General features: G+C 67.5%; 23 protein-coding genes. 6 read left to right on the top strand and 17 right to left on the bottom strand.

Annotated elements, in window-relative coordinates; all coding sequences use genetic code 11:
• Positions 1 to 109: 109 nt before the first annotated feature.
• From rapZ to N5J73_RS21315, 10 genes are all read right to left on the bottom strand, one after another.
• Positions 110 to 994, bottom strand: coding sequence for an RNase adapter RapZ (gene rapZ, locus N5J73_RS21360; protein ID WP_049445847.1), 885 nt, complete (start codon positions 992 to 994; stop codon positions 110 to 112).
• A 27-nt stretch (positions 995 to 1,021) separates the two neighbouring features.
• On the bottom strand, positions 1,022 to 1,972 hold the full coding sequence (hprK, locus tag N5J73_RS21355; protein WP_005408388.1) for an HPr(Ser) kinase/phosphatase: 951 nt from the start codon (positions 1,970 to 1,972) through the stop codon (positions 1,022 to 1,024).
• A complete protein-coding gene (locus N5J73_RS21350) occupies positions 1,969 to 2,421 on the bottom strand; it encodes a PTS sugar transporter subunit IIA (RefSeq protein WP_049445845.1) in 453 nt (150 codons plus the stop codon). Before N5J73_RS21350 ends, hprK begins: the two co-directional genes overlap by 4 nt.
• A 21-nt stretch (positions 2,422 to 2,442) precedes the next feature.
• Positions 2,443 to 2,760 carry a ribosome-associated translation inhibitor RaiA gene (gene raiA, locus N5J73_RS21345; protein ID WP_004147311.1) on the bottom strand — a complete coding sequence of 106 codons (318 nt, stop codon included), beginning with the start codon at positions 2,758 to 2,760 and terminating at the stop codon, positions 2,443 to 2,445.
• 58 nt (positions 2,761 to 2,818) lie between these two features.
• Entirely contained in the window at positions 2,819 to 4,243 is a 1,425-nt protein-coding gene (locus N5J73_RS21340; protein WP_049445843.1) for an RNA polymerase factor sigma-54, read from the bottom strand.
• 39 nt (positions 4,244 to 4,282) lie between these two features.
• A complete protein-coding gene (gene lptB, locus N5J73_RS21335; RefSeq protein ID WP_010483646.1) occupies positions 4,283 to 5,002 on the bottom strand; it encodes an LPS export ABC transporter ATP-binding protein in 720 nt (239 codons plus the stop codon).
• A complete protein-coding gene (gene lptA / locus N5J73_RS21330) occupies positions 5,002 to 5,553 on the bottom strand; it encodes a lipopolysaccharide transport periplasmic protein LptA (RefSeq protein ID WP_049445841.1) in 552 nt (183 codons plus the stop codon). The genes lptB and lptA overlap by 1 nt, the downstream gene beginning before the upstream one ends.
• Before the next feature lie 104 nt (positions 5,554 to 5,657).
• A complete protein-coding gene (lptC, locus tag N5J73_RS21325) occupies positions 5,658 to 6,233 on the bottom strand; it encodes an LPS export ABC transporter periplasmic protein LptC (protein ID WP_049445839.1) in 576 nt (191 codons plus the stop codon).
• Positions 6,230 to 6,778 (bottom strand): HAD hydrolase family protein, encoded by a 549-nt coding sequence (locus N5J73_RS21320; protein ID WP_049445837.1) that lies wholly within the window; start codon positions 6,776 to 6,778, stop codon positions 6,230 to 6,232. Before N5J73_RS21320 ends, lptC begins: the two co-directional genes overlap by 4 nt.
• 66 nt (positions 6,779 to 6,844) lie before the next feature.
• On the bottom strand, positions 6,845 to 7,846 hold the full coding sequence (locus N5J73_RS21315; RefSeq protein ID WP_049445836.1) for a KpsF/GutQ family sugar-phosphate isomerase: 1,002 nt from the start codon (positions 7,844 to 7,846) through the stop codon (positions 6,845 to 6,847).
• 54 nt (positions 7,847 to 7,900) lie between these two features.
• Here N5J73_RS21315 and N5J73_RS21310 point away from each other — a divergent pair, with 54 nt between their 5' ends.
• The 3 genes from N5J73_RS21310 to N5J73_RS21300 are packed head-to-tail and all read left to right on the top strand — an operon-like array spanning position 7,901 to position 9,747.
• Complete coding sequence (locus tag N5J73_RS21310; RefSeq protein ID WP_005408396.1) at positions 7,901 to 8,131, top strand: BolA family protein; 231 nt, start codon at positions 7,901 to 7,903, stop codon at positions 8,129 to 8,131.
• Positions 8,132 to 8,152: 21 nt separating this feature from the next.
• A complete protein-coding gene (gene murA, locus N5J73_RS21305) occupies positions 8,153 to 9,424 on the top strand; it encodes a UDP-N-acetylglucosamine 1-carboxyvinyltransferase (RefSeq protein ID WP_049445833.1) in 1,272 nt (423 codons plus the stop codon).
• Positions 9,421 to 9,747, top strand: a complete 327-nt coding sequence (locus N5J73_RS21300) for a hypothetical protein (protein WP_049445831.1) — start codon at positions 9,421 to 9,423, stop codon at positions 9,745 to 9,747. The genes murA and N5J73_RS21300 overlap by 4 nt, the downstream gene beginning before the upstream one ends.
• Before the next feature lie 48 nt (positions 9,748 to 9,795).
• Here N5J73_RS21300 and N5J73_RS21295 read toward each other — a convergent pair whose 3' ends face one another.
• The 7 genes from N5J73_RS21295 to purM all read right to left on the bottom strand — a co-directional run bounded on the left by N5J73_RS21295 (position 9,796) and on the right by purM (position 14,723).
• Complete coding sequence (locus N5J73_RS21295) at positions 9,796 to 10,479, bottom strand: DUF3108 domain-containing protein (protein ID WP_049445829.1); 684 nt, start codon at positions 10,477 to 10,479, stop codon at positions 9,796 to 9,798.
• Positions 10,480 to 10,481: 2 nt separating this feature from the next.
• Positions 10,482 to 11,306: a DUF3108 domain-containing protein gene (locus N5J73_RS21290; RefSeq protein ID WP_049445827.1), complete on the bottom strand. Its 825-nt coding sequence runs from the start codon at positions 11,304 to 11,306 to the stop codon at positions 10,482 to 10,484.
• Between the two features lie 68 nt (positions 11,307 to 11,374).
• Entirely contained in the window at positions 11,375 to 12,034 is a 660-nt protein-coding gene (gene purN, locus N5J73_RS21285) for a phosphoribosylglycinamide formyltransferase (protein WP_049445825.1), read from the bottom strand.
• On the bottom strand, positions 12,031 to 12,693 hold the full coding sequence (locus N5J73_RS21280; RefSeq protein ID WP_049445823.1) for a DUF2238 domain-containing protein: 663 nt from the start codon (positions 12,691 to 12,693) through the stop codon (positions 12,031 to 12,033). The genes purN and N5J73_RS21280 overlap by 4 nt, the downstream gene beginning before the upstream one ends.
• A 41-nt stretch (positions 12,694 to 12,734) precedes the next feature.
• On the bottom strand, positions 12,735 to 13,157 hold the full coding sequence (locus N5J73_RS21275; RefSeq protein WP_049445821.1) for a hypothetical protein: 423 nt from the start codon (positions 13,155 to 13,157) through the stop codon (positions 12,735 to 12,737).
• Entirely contained in the window at positions 13,154 to 13,642 is a 489-nt protein-coding gene (locus N5J73_RS21270) for a hypothetical protein (RefSeq protein ID WP_049445819.1), read from the bottom strand. The genes N5J73_RS21275 and N5J73_RS21270 overlap by 4 nt, the downstream gene beginning before the upstream one ends.
• Before the next feature lie 22 nt (positions 13,643 to 13,664).
• Complete coding sequence (gene purM, locus N5J73_RS21265; RefSeq protein ID WP_049445817.1) at positions 13,665 to 14,723, bottom strand: phosphoribosylformylglycinamidine cyclo-ligase; 1,059 nt, start codon at positions 14,721 to 14,723, stop codon at positions 13,665 to 13,667.
• Positions 14,724 to 14,822: 99 nt separating this feature from the next.
• On the opposite strand from purM, the gene N5J73_RS21260 reads away from it, so the two are divergent.
• Genes N5J73_RS21260 through hda form a run of 3 tightly spaced genes read left to right on the top strand, consistent with a single transcriptional unit; the run spans position 14,823 to position 17,835 of the window.
• Entirely contained in the window at positions 14,823 to 15,962 is a 1,140-nt protein-coding gene (locus N5J73_RS21260) for a DUF2066 domain-containing protein (protein ID WP_049445815.1), read from the top strand.
• Positions 15,959 to 17,128 (top strand): AI-2E family transporter, encoded by a 1,170-nt coding sequence (locus N5J73_RS21255; protein ID WP_049445813.1) that lies wholly within the window; start codon positions 15,959 to 15,961, stop codon positions 17,126 to 17,128. Before N5J73_RS21260 ends, N5J73_RS21255 begins: the two co-directional genes overlap by 4 nt.
• A complete protein-coding gene (hda, locus tag N5J73_RS21250) occupies positions 17,128 to 17,835 on the top strand; it encodes a DnaA regulatory inactivator Hda (RefSeq protein WP_032130359.1) in 708 nt (235 codons plus the stop codon). Before N5J73_RS21255 ends, hda begins: the two co-directional genes overlap by 1 nt.
• The last annotated feature ends 84 nt before the right edge of the window (positions 17,836 to 17,919 follow it).

The raw sequence follows: 17,919 nt of genomic DNA, 5'->3' as shown, positions 1-17,919 counted from the left end.
CACATCGCCCCTCCATCCCACGGAATGCCGCTTTTGCTTTTGCTGTTGCTGTTGCCGTCCAGCGGCCGGCACTACCGGCGGGTGCCGGGCGCAGCCCCGGCCGACTCTCTCAATCCTGTTCGCGGTGATACGTCGCCACGTCTTCCCAGCCCATCTCGCGGGCATGCCGGGCCATGCGCTCGGCCAGGAACACCGAGCGATGCTTGCCGCCGGTGCAGCCAAACGCCACGGTCACGTAGCTGCGGGTGCCATCACCCAGCTTCGGCAGCCAGGTATCGAGGAAATCCATCAGCTGGGCCAGGTAGCGCTGCACGTCCGGTTGCGCTTCCAGGTAATCGCGCACGCCGGGCTCACGGCCGCTCAGCGCGCGCAGGTCCGGGTCCCAGTGCGGATTGGGCAGCACGCGCGCGTCGAACACGAAGTCCGCCTCGGCCGGCACGCCCCGCTTGTACGCGAACGATTCGAACAGCAGCGAAAGGCGCGTGGCGTGGTCCAACGCGAACTCGGTGATGATCCGTCGCCGCAACTGGTGCACGTTGAGGTTGCTGGTATCGATCACCGCATCGGCCTCGCGGCGCAAGGGAGCGGTCAGCTCGCGCTCGCGGGCGATCGCTTCGGGCAGTGACAGCCCCAGCTGGCTCAGCGGATGGCGGCGACGGGTATCGGCGTAGCGCTTGAGCACGGCCTCGTCGCTGGCTTCGAAGAACAGCACCTTCACTTCCACGCCGGCATCGGTGGCCAGCTGCCGCCAGTTGCCCAGCTGGCTCAGGTCGGACTGGCCGCGAACGTCGATGCCTACGGCCAGGCGGCGTGGTGCGCTGCCGTCATGGTTGGCCAGCAGGCTGCGCACGAAGTCGGGCAGCAGATTGATCGGCAGGTTGTCCGAGCAGTAGTAGTCCTGGTCCTCAAAGGTCTTCAGGGCGACGGATTTACCCGAGCCGGACAGGCCGCTGACGATGATCAGGGTCGGGGCGGAGGGGGTTGCGGTGCTCATGGACAGGCTCTTCGGGGGACAGGGGAATCAGGGCGTTCGCCGTTCCAGCAGGTTGCTGTGACGGGCGATGAACATCGCCGCCGGGTCGATCCCCTTGGTGCGCAGGATATGCAGGCGGGTGGCGGCTTCGGTCAGCACGGCCAGGTTGCGGCCAGGCATCACCGGCAGGGTGATCAGCGGAACATCCAGGTCCAGCACATGGCGGGTGCCCGAGTCGCCGGTCAGGCGCTCGTAGCCATGCGGGGTGGGTTCGGTCATCGGCTTGGTCAGGTGGACGATCAGCCGAAGGTACTTGTTCTTCTTTACAGCCGTGTCGCCAAACATCTCGCGCACGTTCAGCACGCCCAGGCCGCGCACTTCCAGCAGGTCCTGCAGCAGCTCGGGGCAGGTGCCGTCGAGTACGTCGGGTGCGATCTGGGTGAATTCGGGGGCATCGTCTGCCACCAGGCGATGGCCGCGGCTGAGCAGCTCCAGTGCCAGTTCGCTCTTGCCCGATCCGGCCTCGCCGGTGATCAGCACGCCGATGGAATAGATCTCCATGAACACGCCATGCAGGATGACCCGCGGCGCCAGCGTACGGGCCAGGTGGTAGGACAGATGGTTGAGCAGTTCGTGGCCGCGCTTGGGTGACAGCCACAGCGGCGTGCCGGATTCATCCGCGGCGGCGCGCAGGTCTTCCGGGCAGGCCTGGTTGCGGGTCAGCACCAGCGCCAGCGGGTGCGACTGCATGATCTTTTCGATGGTCTCCCAACGCTGGCGTGGTTCCAGCGCATCCAGCCAGGACAGCTCTTCGGTGCCCAGGATCTGCACCTTGTTGGGATAGATCGCATTGAGATAGCCGGCCAGCGACGGACGCCGCGAGACTGTGTTGCCGGCCTCCAGTTCGCGCTTCTCGCCGGACTTGCCGGCAGCCCAGCGCAGCCCCAGCCGCTCGCGCTGCTGTTCGAACAGTTCACGGGCGGTGATGCTGGTATTCATGCGGCACTCGCAGGTGGGGTCATGTCCAGCGCCTCGCGCAGGGCACGGGCATCGCCGGCTGCGCGCAGTGCCTGGCGGATGTCCGGCGCCGAAAACAGCTCGGCCAGCTCGGACAGCAGCATCAGGTGCTGGTGGGTGTAGTGGGCGGGGACGGCCATTGCGAACACCAGGTCCACCGGCTCGTCGCCACCGAAGTCGACCGGGGTGGCCAACCGCAGCAGGGCGCCACGGGGGCGGTCCAGGGCTGGCGCGCGGCCGTGGGGAATGGCGATGCCGTGACCGATCGCGGTGCTGCCCAGCGCTTCGCGCTGGCACAGGTTCAGATAGATCTGTTCGGCGTTGGCCTGGCGGCAGGCCAGCAACCCGGCGGCGGCCTGCAGGACGCTGTCGCGGTCGGTGGCCGTGCAGAGCTGGGTCTGCACGGCCGCCAGGAGGTCAGTCAGGGGCATGTCTGCGGGGAACGGTGGCGATCAGCCACCATTGTCGCCCACCGGCAGCGGTGCGTGCTGCTGTTTTTTCTCCTTGTGCTTGATCACCAGACGGTCAAGCTTGTCCGCAAGCAGGTCGATCGCGGCATACATGGTCTGGGCATTGGCCTCGGCGTGCAGGGTCTGGCCGGGGATGTTGAGGCTGGCGTCGACGTGGTGTTCGGTCTTCTGCAGCTTGAGGGTCACCCGCGCTTCGCAGTGCTGGTCGAAGTGCTTTCCGATCCGGGCCAGCTTCTCCTCTACATAGGACTGCAGGGCCGGGGTGACTTCGACATCTTTGCCAAACGTTTCGATGCGCATCGGGTTTCTCCTGTGTTCGGATGTGCCAATGAACCTCTCCGCCGGGCGCGGCGGCGCGTCAAGCGATTCTGACCCTTTCGTGCGAGGCGGAAATGTTCATGGCTTCACGATACTTCGCCACGGTGCGTCGCGCTACTGGAATTCCCGACGATTTGAGCAGGTCAGCCAGCTTGGCGTCAGAAAGCGGCTTGCGCGGGTTCTCGTCGTCGATCAGGCGCCGGATCATCGCCTGGATGGCGGTACTGGATGCCTCACCGCCGCCCTCGGTATCGATGCCCGAGGCAAAGAAGGCGCGCAGCGGCAGGGTGCCGCGTGGGGTACGCACGTGCTTGCGGGCGATCGCGCGCGAGACCGTGGATTCGTGCAGGCCGAGCTCGGCGGCGATCTCGCGCAGGGTCAGTGGACGCAGCGCCTGCTCGCCGAATTCCAGGAAGCCGGCCTGCTGCAGGATCAGGCTGCGCACGACGCGCAGAAGGGTTTCGCCACGCTGCTGCAGCCCTTTCAGCAGCCAGCGCGCTTCCTGCAGCTGTGCACGCAGGTAGCCGGCATCGGCATCACCACAGCGTCGGATCAGCTGCTCGTAACCGCGGTGGATCACCACCTTCGGTCCGGCATGCGCGGCCAGCGCAGCGCGCCACACGCCGTTCTGCCGCCACACCACCACATCCGGCACCACATAGGTGTCCTGCGACAATGGTGCGATCTGCGTGCCCGGGCGCGGGTCCAGTGAGCGCAGCAACGCGACAGCAGTCTCGACCGCGTCCAGCGGCTGCTTCAACTCATGGGCAAGCCCGGCGACGCCACTGCGCGGCAAACGTTCCAAGGGTCCTGCGGCAATCTGTCGCGCCAGGATCAGGCCGGGCGTGTCGCCGGCCAGCACATCCAGCTGCAGCAGCAGACATTCGCCCAGCGTGCGTGCAGCCACACCCACCGGATCGAAGCGCTGGATGCGATGCAGCACGGCGAGGATCTCGTCCTCGCCGGCGTGGATCGCCGGCAGCAGGGTTTCAGCGATGGTGGCCAGCGGCTCGCGCAGGTAACCGTCGTCGTCCAGTGCATCGATCAGTGCGGCACCGATGCTGCGATCACGCGAGGACAGATGCGACAGATGCAGCTGCCACAGCAGATGGTCGGCCAGTGTTTCGGTTTCGGCTACGCGCTCGGCGGCGCTGCCGTTGTCGTCGTCATCGTCGAAGCTGCCACCGCTGCCGGCCGCGCTCCAGTCCAGTTCGGCCGGTGCCCAGTCGTCACCGGCAGCGGTGCGTTCTGCGGGCGCGTCACTGTCGTTGCCATCGCCGGTTTCGTTGGCGGCACCGCTGCTGTCACTGCTGTCGGCCCAGTCCAGCAGTGGATTGCTTTCCACCGCCTGGGCGATTTCCAGCTCCAGCTCGGTGGTGGACATCTGCAGCAGCTTGATCGCCTGCTGCAACTGGGGCGTGAGCACCAGTTGCTGTCCCAACGATGTCTGCAGCCGAGTCTTCATGCCTGTGCCGAAAGGAAGGAAAGGGACCCGGCGACTGCTTCACAGCTTGAAGGAATCCCCGAGGTAGACGCGACGTACATCGGCGTTGTCCAGGATCGCTTCCGGCGAACCCTGGGCCAGCACGCTGCCCTCGGCGAGGATATACGCGCGGTCGCAGATACCCAAGGTCTCCCGCACGTTGTGGTCGGTGATCAGCACGCCGATGCCACGCTGCTTGAGATGGGTGACGATGCGCTGGATCTCGCCGACCGAAATCGGGTCGACACCGGCGAAGGGTTCGTCGAGCAGGATCAGGCGCGGCTGCGCGGCCAGGGCACGGGCGATCTCGCAGCGGCGACGTTCGCCACCGGACAGGCTGGCGCCGAGCTGGTCGGCGACGTGGCCCAGCTGCAGTTCGTCGAGCAGGCTGTTCAATTCGCGCTCGCGGCCCTTCGAATCAAGGTCCTCGCGCAGTTCCAGCACCAGGCGGATGTTGTCGGCCACGGTCAGCTTGCGGAATACCGACGGTTCCTGCGGCAGGTAGCCCACGCCCTGCTTGGCGCGGGTATACATCGGGTCGCCGGTGATGTCCTTGCCATCAAGCACGATGCTGCCAGCGTCAGCCGCAACCAGGCCGACGATCATGTAGAAGCAGGTGGTCTTGCCGGCGCCGTTGGGGCCGAGCAGGCCGACCACTTCACCGGCGTCGAGCGTCAGCCCGAAGTCCTTGACGACTTCGCGTTGCTTGTACTTCTTGCGCAGGCCCTTGGCGACGAGCATTACTTCTTGCTCCCGGCCGGCTGTGCCGGCGTGGTGGCCTTGGGCTGTGCCGCAGGCGCGGCCGGGGTCTTGCTCTTCGGCGGGATGACGGTGCGCACGCGGCTGCCGTCGCCACCGGAGTTCATTTCGCCGGTACGGGTGTTGTAGACCATGCGCTGGCCAGCGTTGGTGCCGCGCGCGCTGGTGACCTTGTAGTTGCCGGTCAGGGTGATGATCTCGGTCTTGATGTCGTAGTCGATGCGGTCGGCCAGGGCATCCATCCAGGTGCCGTCATCAAGCTGCTGCTTCATCTTGGCCTGCTTGCCGGTGAACACCACACGCACCGCTTCGCCGTCCTTGAGGTAGATCTCGGCCTCGGACGAGCGCAGGTCCAGCGTACCCTGGGTGATGATCACGCCCTGCGACAGCACGGTCTTGCCGTCGCCGGTGAGCATGCCCGACTGGGCGCCGGAATCGATGTGCATGTCTTCGTTGCGGTCGGTGGACTTGGCGAAGGCGGCGCTGGGGACAAGAAGACCAAGCGCGAGTACGGCGGCAAAGGGAATCTTCATCGGGGTCCGTTCTACCGGTGGGGGCCTCCCGGCTGGACCGGGGGCGGGCGGGTGGAGCTGCCGGCCTTGCGCCTGTCCGGAGACGTCGCAGGCTGGCGGCGGAATCAGCGCTTGGGCGTGTAGCGGCCCTTGGACTGGCTGAGGAAATGATACGTGTTGTTCTTCGAATCCACTTCGAAGCCGACGCCGGACTGTTCCATGCCGGGGCGGGTCATGGTCACCAGGGCGTCGGTACGGGCGCGGTTTTCCTTTGGGAACACGTCCAGATGGTCGGTGCGGAAGGTGGTCGGCACGGTGCCCGGGCCGGCCGGGCTGTCGCCAGCGACATTGCCGCGCAGCTTCATCTCGTCGCCCTTGGCACTGAGCCAGCCGGTCTCGGCACGCAGGGTCCAGTGCTTGCCATCCTTGTCCGGCATCTCGAACAGCGGCGTGGCGATGTTGATGGTCTGGTCACCGCGCTGGCGCTCCAGCAGCGGCGCACGCAGCGTGGTCGATTCCTTGCCCTGCTCATCCAGGGCGACGATCTGGAAGTCGTGCAGGACGTAGTCCACGCCGACTTCCTGGCCACCCTTGGCTGGCCCCTTGTCGCGGTTGCGCAGCGCCGCCCAGCTGCTCAGCAGGGCGGCCAGCAGCAGGCCGATGCCGAGCGCGGTGCGCCAGTTGAGGGTGGGCAGGTTCATGCGCCGTACCTCGCCAGTACGGCGTCCACATGCCCCTGCGCGGCCAGCAGGATGTCGCACAGCTCGCGCGCGGCGCCACGCCCACCCTCGCTGCGGGTCTGCCAGTGCACGCGCTCGGCGATCCATGGATGGGCGTTGGCCGGGGCCACCGCCAGGCCGACCGCGCCGAGCGGCGCCAGGTCGGGCAGGTCATCGCCCATGAACGCCACCTGTTCCAGGCCGATGCCATGCTGCGCGCACAGCGCCTGCACGCTGGCCAGCTTGTCGCCCACGGCGATCTGGGTATCGATGCCGAGGTCGGCGCCGCGCTTGAGCGCGGACTGGCTGTTGCGCGCGGTGATCAGCACGGGGTGGATACCGCACTGCTGCAGCAGTTTCAGACCCAGACCATCCTGCACGAAGTACGCCTTGCTCTCGTTGCCGTCCTTGTCGTAGTACAGCCGACCGTCGGTGAGGGTGCCGTCCACGTCGAAGCAGGCCAGGCGGATTCGGGCCGCAGCGGCATGCAGGTGGGTGGGGAAGGCGGGCAGGGGGGACCAGGGCATCAGGGCGGCAGGCTCGTTGGGGGCAGGTGCGGCGTTACAGGATGAATGGGGTCGATGGACTGTCGGTTAAACCACCCGGGCCCGCAACAGGTCATGAATGTTCAGGGCACCGACCGCGCGTCCCTGGCCATCGACCACGATCAGGCCGGTGATCTTGTGGGTCTCCATCAGCCGGGCCGCCTCGACCGCCAGTTGGTCGGCGCCGATGGTGCGCGGGTTGCGCGTCATCACATCGGCGATCTTCGCGGTACGCACGTCCAGCGCGCTGTCCAGTGCACGGCGCAGGTCACCGTCGGTGAACAGGCCGATCAGCACACCGTCGGCGTCGACCACGGCGGTCATGCCCAGCCGTTTGCGGCTCATCTCCACCAGCGCTTCGCTGAGGCTGGCGTCGGCGCCCACGCTGGGCAGGTCGTCGCCGGTGTGCATCACGTCGGTGATGTGCAGCAGCAGGCGGCGGCCGAGGCTGCCGGCCGGGTGTGAACGGGCGAAATCGTCGGCGGTGAAGCCGCGTGCGTCGAGCAGGGCCACGGCCAGCGCATCGCCCATCGCCAGCGAGGCGGTGGTGCTGGAGGTCGGCGCCAGCGCCAGCGGGCACGCCTCGGCCGGCACGCTGACGTCCAGATGGATGTCGGCAGCGGTGGCCAGGCTGGACTGTGGGCGCCCGGTCATGGAAATCAGCACGTTGCCCTGGCGCTTGAGCACCGGCAGCAGCATCAGCACCTCGTCGGACTCGCCCGAATAGGACAGGGCCAGCACCACGTCGTCCTCGGTGATCATGCCCAGGTCGCCGTGGCCGGCTTCACCGGGATGCACGTAGAACGCCGGCGTACCGGTGGACGCCAGGGTGGCGGCGATCTTGCGGGCGATATGCCCGGACTTGCCCATGCCGGTGGCGACCACCCGCCCGCGGCTGGCCAGGATCGCCTGGCAGGCCTGCTGGAAGGCCTCGCCAAGGCGGTCGGCCACGGCATCCAGCGCCTGCCGCTCGATCTCGAAGACGCGGCGGCCGCTGGCGACCAGGCCGGCAGGGTCGACGGAACGGGGGGGCAACAGGGATTCGGCCATGCGGACGCCACGCAGCGGAAGTAGAATGGAGGCACATTTTATTAGGAAAGCCCGTTGGACGCCGACACCATCCGCAATCTGATCGAAACCGGCCTGCCCGGCGCTCGCGCCGACGTGCAGGGCGACGATGGCGTGCATTTCGAAGCGACCGTGGTCTGCGAGGCCTTTGCCGGCAAGATGCCGCTGGCCCGCCACCGCATGGTGTATGCCACGCTGGGCGACCTGATGGGCGGCGCGATCCACGCGCTGGCGCTGAAAACCGTGACCCCGGCCGAAGCCGGCTGAACCGCAGAAGATCCCGAATACATGGCCAAGATCGTTGTGACCGGCGGCGCTGCGCTGCACGGTGAAGTGAGCATCTCCGGCGCCAAGAACGCCGTCCTCCCCATTCTCTGCGCGACCCTGCTGGCCGATGCGCCGGTGGAGATCACCAACGTGCCGCACCTGCACGACGTGGTCACCACGGTGAAGCTGCTGGGCGAGCTCGGCGCCAAGGTCACCATCGACCAGGGCACGCTGTCGCGCGGCAGCGCGATCGTGGTCGACCCGCGTCCGGTCAACCAGCACGTGGCACCCTACGAGCTGGTCAAGACCATGCGCGCCTCGATCCTGGTGCTGGGCCCGCTGCTGGCCCGCTTCGGCGCGGCGGAAGTGTCGCTGCCGGGCGGCTGCGCGATCGGCTCGCGCCCGGTCGACCAGCACATCAAGGGCCTGCAGGCGCTGGGTGCCGAGATCGTGGTCGAGAACGGCTTCATCAAGGCCACCGCCAAGCGCCTGAAGGGCGGCCATTTCACCTTCGACATGGTCAGCGTCACCGGCACCGAGAACGTGCTGATGGGCGCGGTGCTGGCCGAAGGCACCACCATCCTCGACAACTGCGCGATGGAACCGGAAGTGACCGATCTGGCGCATTGCCTGATCGCACTGGGCGCAAAGATCGAAGGCCTGGGCACCGCCCGCCTGGTGATCGAAGGCGTCGAGCGCCTGTCCGGTGGCCGCCACGAAGTGCTGCCCGACCGCATCGAGACCGGTACCTTCCTGGTGGCTGCGGCGATGACCGGTGGCAAGGTTACGGTCAACCGTGCGCGCCCGAACACCATGGACGCGGTGCTGTCCAAGCTGGTCGAGGCTGGCGCGACGATCGAGACCACCGATGACACCATCACCCTGGACATGCAGGGCAAGCGGCCGAAGGCGGTGAACCTGACCACTGCGCCGTACCCGGCATTCCCGACCGACATGCAGGCGCAGTTCATGGCGCTCAACTGCGTGGCCGACGGCGTGGGCGTGATCAACGAAACGATCTTCGAGAACCGTTTCATGCACGTCAACGAACTGCTGCGTCTGGGTGCGGATATCCAGGTCGAAGGACATACGGCCATCGTGCGTGGCAGCGAGCACCTGAGCGGTGCACCGGTGATGGCCACCGACCTGCGCGCCTCGGCCTCGCTGATCCTGGCCGGCCTGATGGCCAGCGGCGATACCACCATCGACCGCATCTACCACCTTGATCGTGGCTACGAGAACATCGAAGAGAAGCTGTCTTCGCTCGGCGCCACCATCCGGCGCGTGCCATGATCCTGCGCGGCAAGTTCAGCCCCCGTCGCAAGGCGCTGCTGGCCCTGGTGCTGATCGTGCTGGCATGGCTGGGCTATGCCTGGTACGCCAACATCGCCATCACCCAGGGCATCGAGCAGAAGGACATGGACTGGAACGGTGATGGCACGGTCACGCGTGATGAAATCATCGAGTCGTTCTATGCGGTCGCGGTGAACGACAGCCAGGACGGCAACCGTCATTGCCGCACCTTCGTCTGGCGCAGCACCGGTGAGCAGATCCGCGTGGACTGCCGCACCGAGTTCAAGGCGGCCGAAGAGAAGCCGGCCGAAGCTAAGAAATAAGAAAACGCCCGCGAAAGCGGGCGTTTTTCTGGGTGCGCGGATCTCCGGTCAGTTCATCGCCCTGATGGTCAGGTCCAGCGCATCGCGGCCGCTCTCACGCTGCAGCATGCGCGCCGGCACCGGGAACTCCGGCACGATCCAGGCGATCAGCTCCTTGTTGCCGTCGGCACGCGAGACCTTGGTGGCCTCGTAGCTCTTGCCGCCCACGGTGATCGACTCCTTGCCGATCACGCGGTAGGTCATGTTCTTGATGCGGCCTTCGTCGACCATGCGATAGGTCAGCGGCTTGCCGGCGGCGAGGTCACGGGCGATCGCCAGGTTGATCAGCAACGCGTCCATGTCGCCCGCCTTCAGCGCGATGGGGCCCGCGCGGTCCGGCTTGATGTCGCCGGTCCAGGTGGCCTGGTTGCTGGTCCAGTTGTAGTTGGCCTGCACATTGCGCTTCTTCACCAGTAGCGCCGAACGGTCCTGGCTGCTGAGCGGGCGCAGCTGGCCACGTACTTCCTCGAACACCGTGCTCTGGCTGAGGTCGGCCAGCTGGTTCTTCACCTGCAGACTGTAGCGCCACTTGTTGCTGCCTTCGCTCGCCAGGGTCATGGTGCCGTTGGCCTGCATGCCCATGTAGCTGGCCAGGTAATCCGCCTTGAACGGTTCCAGGGCCATGGCTGGCAGGCTGGCCACGGTCAGGGCAGCGGCTGCGATCCAGGTGAGGGGGCGGGTCAGGGTGTTCATGCTCAGACTCCTTGGTATTCGATCAGGCGCAGATCGACGCGGTCTTCGCCGTCTTCGCGTTGCAGGATGCGCACCGGGGTGGGGACACCGTTGGCGATCCAGAGAATGGTTTCGTTTCTGCCACCGTTGGTCCGGTAGACCCGCAGCGCGTTGTAGGACAGGTCGCCGACCTCGACGTTCTCGGTCTGCGGCGCGGTCTGGTAATCGTGTTCGCGGACCTTGCCCATGTCCACGTAGCGGTAATGCAGGGTGGCGCCCGGACGGGCATCGCGCATGATCGCCAGATTGATCAGCAGCGCACTCTGGTCGCCCGCCTGCAGCGGGATCGGCTGCGCGCGTTCCTTCTTGACGTCACCGGTCCATTGCGCGGTGCCAGCCTGCCAGTTGTAGGTGCCGACCGCCTTCTTGCCCAGGAACAGGCCCTTGCGCACCGTGCTCTGGCTGAGCGGCGCATACACGCCGCTGCGTTCCTCGAACACCGTGCTCTGTTCGATGTTCAGGCCCAGCACGCTGGCAAAGCCGCGGCGGCCGACCACCTGCATGTCCACCCGCCACTGGCTGCCGCCGGTGTGGGTGACCTGCATGCTGGCATCACCCGCTTCCTTGCCCTTGTAGAAGGCCTGGTAGGTGGCGCTGAACGGCTGCAGCGGCGGTGGCTCCCAGGCCAGTGCCGGTGGCATCGGTACGGCCGGGGCATTGGCAGGCGGCTGCGCCGCAGGCACCGCTGCCGGCGAGGTGGCGGCCGCCTGTGCCTGGCCCCAGCCTACGCCGGGGAACACGACAAGCGACAGCAGCAATGAAGTGGGCAGCAGGGTCGTGGTCTTCATGAAGGACAGGAACCGCAGGAGGAGGGCAGGATGCCAGCCCCGCAGTCAGCGGGGCGTGTGCATGGGGACTACCGGTTCAGGTTCCCGGCGGAATCTAGGGCCAACGGGCTAAACAGGGGGTGACCGTCCAGTTGCGGCTGGCCTTCCCGTTCAGCCAGGCGGCCGGCGCACAACAGCTGCAGGGTGGCGATCAGCAGCGGATGCTCTACTGCCAGCACGCGCGCGGCCAGGGCCTGCGCGTCATCACCCGGTTGCACCGGTACACGCACCTGCGCCAGCACTGCGCCCGCATCCAGCTCGGGCACGACCAGATGCACGCTGGCACCGTGCTCGGCGTCGCCTGCCTGCAGCGCCCGGGCATGGGTGTCCAGGCCCTTGTGCAGCGGCAGCAGCGACGGATGGATGTTGACCAGGCGGCCATTGAAGCGCTGTACGAAGGCCGCGCCGAGGATGCGCATGTAGCCGGCGCAGACGATCCAGTCCGGCTGTACTGCGGCCAGCGCATCGCCAAGCGCCTGCTCGTAGCTGGCGCGGTCGCTGAAGGACTTCGGTGCGTGCGCCCAGCGCAGGTCCGGTGCAACGCGCTGCAGGGCCTCCGCGGCGGGGCGGTCGGAAAACACGCCGACCACCTCGGCGGGCAGGCGGCCGTCGGCAATGGCATCGAGGATGGCCTGCAGGTTGCTGCCGCGACCGGAGGCGAGCACGGCAATGCGGGTGGGCGCGGTCATTGCTGGACACTCCGGCGGACCAACGGCCAGGTCAGCAGGCTGCCCACGGTGGCCATCAGCATGTCGGCATGCGCGTCCCACATGTCGCCCTGCTGCCCGTTGTAGGCTTCGGCGGCATCCGGCGACAGGGCCAGCGCGATGGCCCACTCGAACCACTCGTAGACCAGGCTGGCGCACATCACCGTCATCACCGCCAGGGTGAAGGCCTGGCCCAGCCGCAGCGCCGGCCACGCATGGCGCGCCAGCTGCAGCAGCGCGGGGGTGAAGCAGACGCCGAACAGGAAGTGGATGAGGCGGTCGAAGTGGTTGCGCTGCCATCCGAAGGCCGCATTCGGCGACCAGCCGGTCAGCGTCTGCGCCCAGGCGTCGTAGGGCACGTTGGAATACAGCCAGCGCGCGGCCACGCAGTGCAGAGCGATAAAGCCGCAGATGGCGATGAAGGCTCCGTTGTCCAACCAGCCACCGCGACGGTCGACCCACAGCAGCGCGGCCAGCCCGACCACGGTCAGGGTGCTGTGCAGGGCCTGCTCGGTAGGCCACAGCGGGTGGACCCAGCTGATTGCAAACACCGCCAGCACGGCAGCAAAGGCCAGCTTCTTGGGGCCCGAGAAACGGTGGGTGGTGGGCGAAGCGGTGGTCGGTAGCGCAGGCGCGGACATGGGAAATCGATCGGGAAAGGACGGGACGTCTGCCGGCAGGTTCAGACACTGAGGTGGTCACCACGGTCGAACAGCGCGGCCATTTCAGGCTTGGACAGGAACACCCAGGCATAGGCGGCCAGGCCCATGCCCAGCGGGCCGGCCAGTACGCCCAGCCAGGCTGCGCGCTGGCACCAGGCCAGCCCGGTGCGATGTGACAGCTGGCGCGCGGTGTGCAGCTGCACGAAGCCCAGCACGGCCGCCAGTGCGGCGATCGACGCATAGACCGTGGTCAGCATCCAGGCATCGTCCAGCCCGCGTGACTCGGCCACCCAGCCGCTGAGGCCGAGGAACGCCACTGTGGCGACCCAATGGAAGCCGGCCAACGCGTAGAACAGCACTTTCAGGGTCTGCAGATGGCTGGTCAGCTGCAGCTGCGCCAGGGCCTCGTGCGGCAGCGGCGGCGGATTGCCGGAGGCGGTCATGCGGTCGCGGCGGGAAGGTCGAAGGCGGCCTTGACCTGCGGCCGCAGCAGGGTGATCAGGCTGAACACCCCCAGCGCAGTGCCGATCGGCGCGAACAGGCAAGCCAGTCCGGCCACGATCAGGCACAGCAGGTAGCGGCGGCGACGGGTCAGGCAGCGGCCGGCGTAGGCCACGAACGCGCCCAGGGTCACGCCACCGAACACGATGACGCAGCCGACGATGGTGAATATCCAGCCGAACAGGCGCTGCTCGGCCGGCGACGACGGCTGGCCGCCGGAATTCATCGGCAGGTTGCCGGTGAGCGCGGTGATGCCCAGCACGATGTGGATGATGAAGATCAGCGAGAACAGCGCGATCAGCCCGCCGACCACGTAGTGCGCGATGGCCAGCATGCGCAGGTGGTCGGCATCCTGCGCGCTGAACACCGGTACCGTCGCCAGCGGCGGCGGCACGGGTGTGGGCGACAAGGGGGGCGTTGCGTCCATGCGGGCTCCTGGGTTGCCGGGATCAGCCGATGTGGACGCGCTCGGCGCCTTCGGCGGTGACCACCTGGCCGATGGTCCAGTGCTCCAGGCCCTGCGCCTTGACCGCGTCGGACAGTGCGGCCACCTGGTCCGGCGCCACGATCAGCACGAAGCCGATGCCACAGTTGAAGGTGCGCCACATTTCGCTGTCGGCTACCGCGCCTTCCTTCTGCAGCCACTGGAACACCGGCGGCAGGGTCCAGGACGAGGCCTGGATGTCCAGGCCGAGGCCTTCGGGCACCACGCGGATGATGTTCTCGGTCAGGCCGCCACCGGTGATGTGGGCCATGCCATGGATGGCGGCACCGTGCGACTTCAGCAGCGACAGGATCGGCTTGACGTACAGGCGGGTCGGCGCCATCAGGGCATCGACCAGCTTCACGCCGCCTTCCAGCTCCAGATCGGCCGGGCGGCCTGCGCGGTCGTAGATGCGGCGCACCAGCGAGTAGCCGTTGGAGTGCGGGCCGGAGGAGGCGATGCCGATCAGCACGTCGCCGGCAGCCACGCTGGCGCCGTCCTTCAGCTCGCTCTTCTCGACCGCAGCCACCGTGAAGCCGGCCAGGTCGTACTCGCCGGGGGCATACATATCGGGCATTTCAGCGGTTTCGCCGCCGATCAGGGCGCAGCCGGCCTCGGTGCAGCCGTTGGCGATGCCGCCCACGACCGCCGCGGCGGTGTCGATGTCCAGCTTGCCGGTGGCGAAGTAGTCCAGGAAGAACAGCGGCTCGGCCCCCTGCACCAGCACGTCGTTCACGCACATGGCGACCAGGTCGATACCGATCGTATCGTGGCGGTTCAGCTGGTGGGCCAGCTTCAGCTTGGTGCCCACGCCATCGGTACCCGACACCAGCACCGGCTCGCGGTACTTGTTGGACAGGTCGAACAGGGCGCCGAAGCCACCCAGGCCGCCCATCACTTCCGGGCGGAAGCTGCGCTTGACCAGGGGCTTGATCCGCTCGACCAGTTCGTTGCCGGCGTCGATGTCGACACCCGCGTCACGATAGGTGAGGGGGGAGGGGGCGGAAGACGGGGTGTTGGTCACGGGCGTCGGCGCTGGCAGGGGTTGAACGGCCGATTTTAACAGGCCGCATTGGCGCAAAGGCCGTATTCGGGCAACAATTCCCCCGGATACGTCGAGCCAATGGATGTCCTGATGCGCCGCAGCCTGATTCTGACCCTGCTCCTTGCGCTGAGCCTGCCGGTGGCCACGATGGCCCAGAGCGGCCTGCGCACCGAGGGTGATGTTGCCACCGCCACTGGCGCGTACGAGGCCGAAGTGCCCGTCAACAGCCAGGCCGAAGCCGATCGCAACGGCGCCCTGGCCCGCGCCTTGAGCGTGGTACTGGGCAAGTTGTCCGGCGATCGCAGCGTGATGTCGCGCCCTGGCGTGGCGCAGGCGCTGCGCAATGCCAAGGATTACGTGGCCAGCTACGACTACAAGCAGGACCAGAGCGTGAGCGCCAGTGGCGCCCCCAGCTTCCGTACCCTGCTGGTGGCCCGCTTCCGCGAGGACGATGTCGATTCGCTGGTGTCGGCGCTGGGCCTGCCGCTGTGGCCGCAGCCGCGACCGAAGCCGGTGCTGTGGCTGGCCGTCGACGACGGCAGCGGTCCGCGACTGGTCAGCGTGCAGCAGGCCAACGCCGCGCGCCCGTTGCTGAACCGCGCCATCGAACGTGGCTACAAGCTGGGCCTGCCCAGCGGTGGTGCCGCCGAACAGGCGCTGGCCGGTGCCATCTGGCGCCAGGACAGCGCCGCCGTGGCCCGCGCCTCTTCGCGCTACTCGCCGCCGATGCAGCTGATCGGCAAGCTGTACCGCGCCAACGGCGGCTGGCAGGCGGACTGGGTGTTCGTCGACAACGGCCGTGAGCTGAACAAGTGGACCAGCAAGGACGCCAACGCCATGCGCGCGATGGCCGCCGGTGCCGATGGTGCCGCCGATGCGCTGGTCAAGCGCTATGCCAAGGCCGGCGCGGCCGTCGGCCAGGCCGGCACCTACCGGGTGGTGGTCACCGGCATCAACAGCGCCGATGACTACCTGCGCCTGGCTGCCGGCCTGCGCGAGGTGCCGGTGGTGCGCAACGTCACCCCGCTGCACGCTTCGGCTGGCCAGCTGGAGCTGAGCCTGGAGATGACCACCGGCCTGGCCGGCTTCAACCGCATGCTGGGCGACAACGGCGTACTGGTGCCTAGCGCCGCGCTGCCTGCCCTGCCGACGCCGATCGACGACACCACCGGTGCCCCGGTCGCTGCGCCGGTCAGCAACGAGTACCGCCTGCGATGAACCTGACCCCGGAAGCGGAAATCGCGCAGTTCCTGCGCCGCCTGAAGTACATCCTGTTCGCCGGCCTGATCGGCTGGGTGGTATGGCTGCTGGCGCCGATCCTGACCCCGTTCGTGCTGGCGCTGGCGCTGGCCTGGCTGGGCGACCCGCTGGTGGACCGCATCGAGGCCACCGGCCGTTCGCGCATGACCGGCGTGGTGCTGGTGTTTGCGGCGATGGTGCTGGTGATCGTGGCGCTGCTGCTGGTGCTGGTGCCGATGATCGAGCGCCAGATCACCACCTTGATCGCGGCGGCGCCGCAGGCACAGGCGTGGCTGATGGAAAAGGGCATCCCCTGGTTCGAGCAGAAGACCGGCCTGGAAGTGATGCAGTGGATGGACCCGGACCGCCTGATCGAATGGGTGCGCAGCCACTGGCAGCAGGCCGGCGGCTTCGCGACCACGTTCATGGGCTATGTCTCGCGCTCGGGCTTTGCGATGGTGACCTGGGTGGTCAACATCCTGCTGCTGCCGATCCTGGCGTTCTACTTCCTGCGTGACTGGGACAAGCTGGTCGAGCGGGTGGCGTCGGTGATTCCACGCAACCAGATCGGCACCATCAGCGCGTTGGCGCGTGAATCCAACGAGGTGCTGGGCGCGTTCATCCGCGGCCAGTTCCTGGTGATGCTGGCGCTGGGCGTGATCTATGCCGGTGGCCTGTCACTGGTCGGCCTCAAGCTGGGCCTGCTGATCGGCCTGATTGCCGGCCTGATCAGCTTCATTCCCTACCTGGGCGCGACCACCGGCATCCTGATGGCGATCGTGGCCGCGCTGGTGCAGGCGCAGGGCTTCGACCTGAAGCTGCTGATCCTGGTCGGCGTGGTGTTCACCGTGGGCCAGCTGCTGGAAAGCTACGTGCTGACCCCGCGCATCGTCGGCGACAAGATCGGCCTGCACCCGGTGGCGGTGATCTTTGCGGTGATGGCCGGTGGCCAGCTGTTCGGCTTCCTCGGCATGCTGCTGGCGCTGCCGGTGGCAGCGGTGACCAACGTGCTGCTGCGCTACGCGCACCAGCGTTATCGCCAGAGCGAGCTGTACGTGGGTGAGAAGCCGGCGATTGTGCTTGATGGTGTTGTTGACCAGCCCCATATCATCATTCCGAATGACAAGGGCCCCGACCTGAAGTGATGGGTGTGCCGCAACTGCCGCTGGCCCTGCATTACCCGCGGGACCAGCGCCTGGAGACCTTCATCGGCGCGCCGGACGGCGCGCTGGCGCAGCTGCGCGCGATCGCGGTGGGTGCCAGCCACGACTGGGTCTACCTGGAGGGTGCGGCGGGCACCGGCAAGACCCATCAGGCGCTGGCGATGTGCTCCAGCGCAGAGCAGGCCGGGCGGCTGCCGACCTACGTACCGCTGGCCAGCGCCGCGGGGCGCGTACGCGCGGCGCTGGACGGGCTGGAAGCACGCGAGCTGGTGGCGCTGGACGGCCTGGACGAGGTCGCCGGCAACCGCGAGGACGAGATCGCGCTGTTTGATTTCCACAACCGCGCGCGCGCTGCAGGTGTGACCGTGCTGTACACGGCGCAGAAGGCGCCGGAAGAACTGGGCCTGGTACTGCCCGACCTGCGTTCGCGGCTGGGCCAGTGCGTGCGTGTGCTGCTGCAGCCGCTGGACGAGGAAGGTCGGGCAGCGGTGCTGCGCGAGCGCGCGCTGCGGCGTGGGCTGGCGATCGACGAGGCGTCCATCGAGTGGCTGCTGTCGCACACCGGGCGCGAGCTGGGTGGGTTGATCACGCTGCTGGATTGGCTGGATCGCGAATCGCTGGCGGCGAAGCGGCGGATCACCGTGCCGTTCCTGCGCCAGGTGCTGGAAGAAGGCCGGCCTCGATACTGAGGGTGGGGTTTGTTTGCAGGGCTGCGCCCTGCACCCGCAGAAGCAACGTCAACGTCAAAAGCTGGCTATCCGTGGGATGGCGGG

The sequence above is a fragment of the Stenotrophomonas sp. GD03654 genome, assembly GCF_029845105.1.
Classification (GTDB): Bacteria; Pseudomonadota; Gammaproteobacteria; order Xanthomonadales; family Xanthomonadaceae; genus Stenotrophomonas; species Stenotrophomonas africana.
The sequence above is the reverse complement of the archived record's forward strand: the minus strand, read 5'-3'. Positions and strand labels throughout refer to the sequence as shown.